Here is a 6,402-nt window from a genome sequence, read left to right as displayed (position 1 = left end):
GGTGGTTTTCACCCGGTTCTGGTAGGGCAGGAAGGTCTCGAACCGGTTGACGTAGCTCCACACCTCAGCATCGTCCGTATGGAAGATGTGCGGCCCGTAGACATGCACCATCACCCCAGTTTCCTGGTCGCGCTCGGTATGACAATTGCCGGCGATATGGCTGCGCGCCTCCACAACGAGGACGTCGTGTCCGGCTTCGGCCAACTCCCGGCTGATCACGGCACCGGAAAGCCCGGCGCCAACCATGACGATCTTCACGGAATTCCTCCTGTTTTTGCTGCCCGGTCTGCGGCGGGCTGGATGGGCGCGTGCTCATCCAGCCAGTCCGCCAAGTCCCGGCTTCGAGACTGCCAGTCTATAGGTCGGGCGAAAGCAGCGGCATTGCGGCAGATACGGCCCCGTTCTTCCTGGTCGCCCTGCAGCCGGCGCAGTATGTCGATGCAACCGGCCTCCGGATTGCCGGGGTCGAGCAGGAAGCCTGTCTCGCTATCCCGGATCACCTCACCGACGGCGCCGACATCGGTGGCGACCACGGCTACCCCCAGCCGCATCGCCTCCAGGACGGTCAGGGGAAGCCCCTCGTAATAGGACAGCATCACTAACACGTCGGCCCATTCATAAAGGGATGTTAACTCTTCAGGTGTTGTGGCAGGAGGTTCGATCAGCGGCTTGAGTTCCGGAGGGATCTGATCTTCGCCCTCCGAGACTACTGCTTTGCCGACAATACGCCACTGTACCGGCAACCCCTGCTGTTTCGAAGCGAACACAACTGCCGCAAGCCGATCACATCCTTTTTGCCGGTCAAGTCGTCCAAGGAACAGGGCGCGTAGCGGCCGGTCGCCGGATGGCTTCCGCCGCTGTTCCAGAATCCGGTCGATGGCAGCGTTCGGCAACGGATAGCCGGGGGCATTGACCACCGGGATAATCTTCTCCTCTGGGATGCCCATACCATGGCACCAGTTGGCAAGTTGGAGAGAACAGGTAGTTACCAAATCGTAAGCATGCTCGTAAGCCACTGTTAGATAGGGATTCCCCACAGCTCTCCCATGCTCTGTAATGTCGTTCAAGTGCAGAGAAGCGATCGTCTTAACGTTCAAACGCCGCAACTGGCCCATAAGCCCATGCAGGGCTGCTCCGTGACAATTTACGACGGCGTCCATCCAATAGAGCAAACCGAGCGCGCGTGCGTGCTTCCCGTTCTGTGCCCAAGCGGGGATAACTGTTCCATGATATGATGATTGATTATTCCAGGTAGAGATACTCTCGTCCATCAGGAAGTTAATAGTTTCAAAAGTCTGACGCCACTCATCAGAGAAAACAGCCGATGCCCGCTCAAGCACAACGAGATGCGGTATCCAGCCTCGGGCACGCAAAGCTGCGGCCGTGTGCAGAGCCACCTTTTCTACACCGCCAAACTCGACCAGTGGCAGCATGAACCCAATATGTCGGTCGCTAGAGGTGATGCGTGGGTAGGCTGGAGCACCACCAAAGCTACGACGAACCACGTTGTGTGTGTGATGGCGCTCTGGGATACCGTTACTACGCCAATCCCAAAGGCGCTGGGAGGCGGATCGATATGCCGAGGCCCGCAGTTCGTGGAGAAGCGCTAAGAACATGTAGACAGGAGCCGATGAACAACGTAGTCCCCCTTCGTGCCCGTTAGGCACCGGACATTCCAGTTCAATGTTGAACTGGAGTGGGTCGCAAGTGGGTCGTACAAGAGAATCGATCCAGAGAGAAAGCTTGTCACGCAGCACGTCTGCAAAACAACTTGGTGAGATCATGAGCAACAAAGAATTCAGATGATACCCATCATTTTTGGTGCTCTCACGAACGGTATAGCGTCCATCAACCGCCTCTTTGAACGATGCTGTGGCGATGTGGCGATCACGGACGCCATCTTCCAGACGCCAAAGTAGCCAGTGTAACACCCCGGCCGCCTTCAGTCCTTCAAGCGCTACACGGGTTGTGACGACCAGGAATGCCGGAGCATGAAAGCGCCCTGAAGTCCAAAAGGCCCACAGCAACCGTTCATAGTGATCGCGTGACAGCCGTCGGCCGTCTAGGTTTGGATCGACAGTAAGTACATAGCTTTGCTCATCGGTTAAGTAGAATGCATAACGCGGAGCCTCCTCCTGTTCTAACCGCACTAAATTACGTGGAGAGATCAATGCCTTATGCTTGCGTAGCAAGCTGCCCTTGATTTCTTCATCATCTCGGTGTGAGTCGGCGAGCATGCTCTCAGGTCGCTTGCGGTATCGAAAGCCGAAGGTATCAAGATTTCGGCCACGAAACCCTTCTTCCGCAGCGCATAGAAAGAAGTCCCAATCTTCGTAACCTAACCGCATTGCTTCATCAAAACGCACCCCGCGCTCAAGAACACGGCGACGGATCATGCTGCCGGCTTCACAGATGTTCATGGCGGTGTGGACTAGGAGAGAATAGTCACCACCATAGTCGCCAGCCCAATTTAAACCGAACATGTCGACATTTGGATATACCCAGTCGCATTCTGGGTGTTCGAATAGAATCGTCATTGCCCGCTTTATGGCCTTAGGACGCAGGCGGTTATCGGCATCTAGAAGGTAGATGGCTTCGACCGAAGGCCACCGCTTCAAAGTGTAATCGATACCGTGATTGCGTGCAGAACTGAGGCCGCCATTAGCCTTACGAAGATACGTGACCTGTTCCGGATAGGTCAGCGCATAATCTAGGCAAACTGCTTCTGTCTCCGCGTGCATGCACCCGTCGTTCACCAACACAATATGGATCGGAAAGTTAGTTTCCTGCGTCAGCACGGATTCAACGGCTTCCGATACCAGCACACTGTGCTTATAGATGGGAGTAATAACAGCGACAGTTGGATGATCGTTCAGCGAAAGGGCGGGAGCATGCATTTCTATGATCATCCTAATTCTTGCGGTGCTTAGGCCTTGGCACGGACCAGGCTGAACAGAGCCTGACAATTGGCGTTGGAATCACCTGGGGCCATTCGAGTTACCAAATACAAATCGGCCGACATTTGCATTGGCTTGGGTAGAAATAGGTGGACCTCAGTCTTCTTGCACGGCGGCACTGCACACCATTCGGAAATGTGTCCACTCGGCAAGGGCAATTTAGGACGGGATGCACCGATCTCGGGAGTGGGAGCCACAACGAGTGCGTACTCCACCGTTCCCGCCTCAGGATGAATAGTCTCAACCTGCGCCCAAATGTGCTTGGCCCCAGCAGGACAGGCACCAGCAAGGCGCGCAACGGTAGGCGTATGGTCTGTCGGGTGGACGAGGACAGCGCGACGATCCTCGACAAAGCGTACATAACCTTCCGGACCGTTAACCAGTTCGGCCGTACGGAGTGTTTGGGCATCCAATACCCACTGGGGTTCTGTAGATGCTTCATCGACGGGAACTGCGTTTAGCGCCCGATTGGTACGGGTACCAGGCACCCCCCTCCACGCTTGAAGGGCCAGCACCCGCCCGAAGGAATGATTACCCTGGCGTGTGCACCAACGTCCATCTGGGTGCTGATAACTCAGTGAGAGCGTCAGCTGATCTCCCCCCTCCCATTCCACAAGCAATTTAAGGCTTTGTTCATCAACACCCAAGGCTTCTCTTAAGCTGAGGCGCACCCAACCCGGCTGCAGCTTCGAAGCGGGCACCGTCCAGGTTCCGACAACCTGGTCACTCTCAACAGTGCATAGGCGCACTCTCAGGAATCCTGTCACATCAGCGGGAGCATGGTCGATATGAATAGCGATATCGGATACACCTACACTGCCGATAGGTATCAGTTGCTCAACAAGTCCAGTGGCATCACCAAACAAGCGCACACTATGACGCATGGGTTCAAGAGTGAGTGCCTCTTGTTGTATCAAAACTAGGTTCGCCATGGCGAAGGCTTCAAGGCGACGAAAGGCCTCCTGCGTCTCCTCGTGGGCGACGCGTATAACAGCCAGATCGCGCATAAGGCGGACGTTTCGTCTGGCAGTATCACGCTGGAGAGCAATAAGCTGCTCGCTCTGCCACGATAGGACCTTAACAGGGTCTATCCCCATTTTGGCATTGAAGACGGGCGGCGGCATACAACAAAATTTATTATTCCAATCCAAACGTACTTGCGCGATTTCTTCATCGCCACTTTCTGAAAGCACCAAAAACCCCAACATTTGGACCGGCACGTTTTTGACTGGAATAATACAGCCACCATCAACAACCTGGAGTGCATCACCTTTAGCAGAAAAGGCTAAAATCCTAACGCCTTCGATCCAAGGAAAACGCACTGCATCTGCAAAATCTATTACAGAAACGCCAATTTTAGGGCTCGCATCTGTTAAATTTGACCCAAGATCACCTGTGTTTTTCAATTCTTTCTTCACCATTTATTAACCTCCGTTTCCATGAACAATAAACTGAAATTCACTTATTTTCTAGCTTCTCAACTATAGAATTCATTCCATCCATTTGGATTCAAGATAGATGGCGTTCTATAGCATCAATTTTTACCTTTTACTAGCCAATTTGCAGCATGTAGTACCTGCTCATTGAGACTCGCGAATCGTGGCGCCCAGCCAAGTTCGCTATGCGCTCGACCAGCGTTAGCTACGAGAACAGCAGGGTCGCCAGCTCGACGTTCCGCATAGCGGATGGCAATTTTGTGGCCCGTCACGCTAACAACTGTATTGATTACCTCTCTGACCGAAAAACCGCACCCCGTCCCCAGATTGGCGATCAAACTATCGCCACCGCTGATCAGTCGGTGGACCGCCAAGGTGTGAGCCGAAGCCAAGTCGGTAACGTGAACGTAGTCACGTATACAGGTTCCGTCCGGGGTATCATAATCCGTTCCGAATATGGCTATGTCAGAGCGCAGGCCGTAGGCAGCCTGTAGCACCAGCGGAATTAGATGCGTCTCTGGCTGGTGGTTCTCTCCAAGCTCACCGTCTGGGTCAGCACCAGCCGCATTGAAGTAGCGTAAAGCAACATAGCTGACACCATAAGCAGCCGCTATGTCAGCCAATATTTCCTCAACCATCAGCTTGCTGCGACCATATGGGTTCATCGGGCGCAGCGGGTGCTCCTCAGGAATTGGGGTACGTTCGGGAGCACCGTAGACTGCAGCCGTCGAAGAGAATACGATCCGTTTGATATTCGCTTCGCGCATAGCTCGAAGGAGGGATAGTGTCCCAGCCACGTTGTTCCGATAGAACCGTTTTGGCTCTCGTACGGATTCTCCGGCTTCGATGAAAGCCGCAAAGTGCACAACTGCAACGGGCTTATAATGTGCAATGACAGCGGCTAGACGCACCTCATCTTCAAGCGCGCCAATTTCAAGAGGCCCCCATCGAACGGCCTCTTGCACACCATTGGATAAATTATCGTAGACTACAGGCAAGTATCCGGCTCGAGCCAGAGCCTTGCATGTGTGACTTCCAACGAATCCCGCTCCACCAGTGACCAATATAACAGGCTTAGTCATAAGCGAACAATCCACGTGTTTTGACATCGCACTCTTGAGAGGTAACACTTGAGCAACTCACCCAGCATCGGTTAGGACAGGAGTATATTTAGGAACTGTCCGTTGGGCAGTTTGCATACCCTTGCTTTTCATCGCCATCCCACCCGCTCCATCGAGCCATTTTGAAACTCAATCCACTATATATTACCTTCAGCCAGCTAGGTTTGACCAGCACAACTTCTTAGGGTCCAGACTCAATCAGGTCCAGTAGGCCACGATGGTTGCGATGGCCAGCGTGGATAGGAAATTTCTGGCGAGCTTGTCGTATCGGGTTGCGACACGTCGGAAGTCCTTGAGGCGGCAGAAGACGGCCTCGACCATCCATCGGAACTTGTATCGGATCTTGTCGAAGCGGATCGGCTTCTTGCGTGACTTTCTGCCGGGGATGACAGGCTTGGCGCCCTTTTCCCGGATTTTGGCTCGCAGCTTGTCGCTGTCATAGCCCTTGTCGGCCAGGACGTAGCGGCAATCATCAACTTCGGCCAGCAGGGTCTCGGCCATAGTGATGTCGGAAACGTTGCCCGCCGTCACATGCAAAGCCACCGGGCGGCCGAGCGTGTCGGTCAGGGCATGGACCTTTGTGGTCTGACCGCCTCTGGAAATGCCAATGGCTTGCGCCTTGGCCCCCCTTTTCCGCCGTGAGCGCATCGATGTGCCTTCACGTAGCTGCCATCCATGGCCACACTGGTCGTGATCCATTGCCCGGCGGCCAGCGCCTGCAATATCCGGTGCCAGTGCTTGCGGCCAGACCACCGGTTGAAGCGATTGTAAATCGTGGTCGGCGGGCCATATTCCGGCGGGCAGTCCTTCCAGCGGCAGCCGCTCTTGAGTACATGAATAATCCCGCTGATGACACGCCGGTCATCAACACGCGGCGCACCAACGGTA

The 6,402-nt window shown here is 54.4% G+C and carries 5 protein-coding genes; all 5 read right to left on the bottom strand.

Translation table 11 applies throughout. From position 1 onward, the window contains the following. On the bottom strand, window positions 1–258 hold a 258-nt coding region (locus tag ACM9LZ_RS25460), incomplete at its 3' end, for an NAD(P)-binding protein (protein ID WP_416622309.1). Then, the gene (locus tag ACM9LZ_RS25455) at window positions 255–2,897 is read right to left on the bottom strand and encodes a glycosyltransferase (RefSeq protein WP_416622308.1); all 2,643 of its coding nucleotides are present in this window, start codon (window positions 2,895–2,897) and stop codon (window positions 255–257) included. The genes ACM9LZ_RS25460 and ACM9LZ_RS25455, both read right to left, overlap by 4 nt. Window positions 2,898–2,926: 29 nt before the next feature. Continuing rightward, window positions 2,927–4,378 carry a DUF6212 domain-containing protein gene (locus ACM9LZ_RS25450; RefSeq protein ID WP_416622307.1) on the bottom strand — a complete coding sequence of 484 codons (1,452 nt, stop codon included), beginning with the start codon at window positions 4,376–4,378 and terminating at the stop codon, window positions 2,927–2,929. Between the two features lie 113 nt (window positions 4,379–4,491). After that, window positions 4,492–5,475, bottom strand: a complete 984-nt coding sequence (gene galE, locus ACM9LZ_RS25445; RefSeq protein WP_416622306.1) for a UDP-glucose 4-epimerase GalE — start codon at window positions 5,473–5,475, stop codon at window positions 4,492–4,494. A gap of 237 nt (window positions 5,476–5,712) precedes the next feature. Beyond that, window positions 5,713–6,402 (bottom strand): IS5 family transposase gene (locus tag ACM9LZ_RS25440; protein WP_416622305.1). Its coding sequence is split into 2 segments (ribosomal slippage), with 691 coding nucleotides annotated over them: window positions 5,713–6,137 and window positions 6,137–6,402; the frame shifts between segments, so codons are not numbered across the junction. This gene is flagged as partial in the annotation.

The sequence above is a fragment of the Niveispirillum fermenti genome, from assembly GCF_048066175.1.
In the GTDB taxonomy this organism is placed as follows: Bacteria; Pseudomonadota; Alphaproteobacteria; order Azospirillales; family Azospirillaceae; genus Niveispirillum; species Niveispirillum fermenti.
Note: the sequence above shows the minus strand (reverse complement) of the source record. Positions and strands in the feature narration are given on the sequence as shown.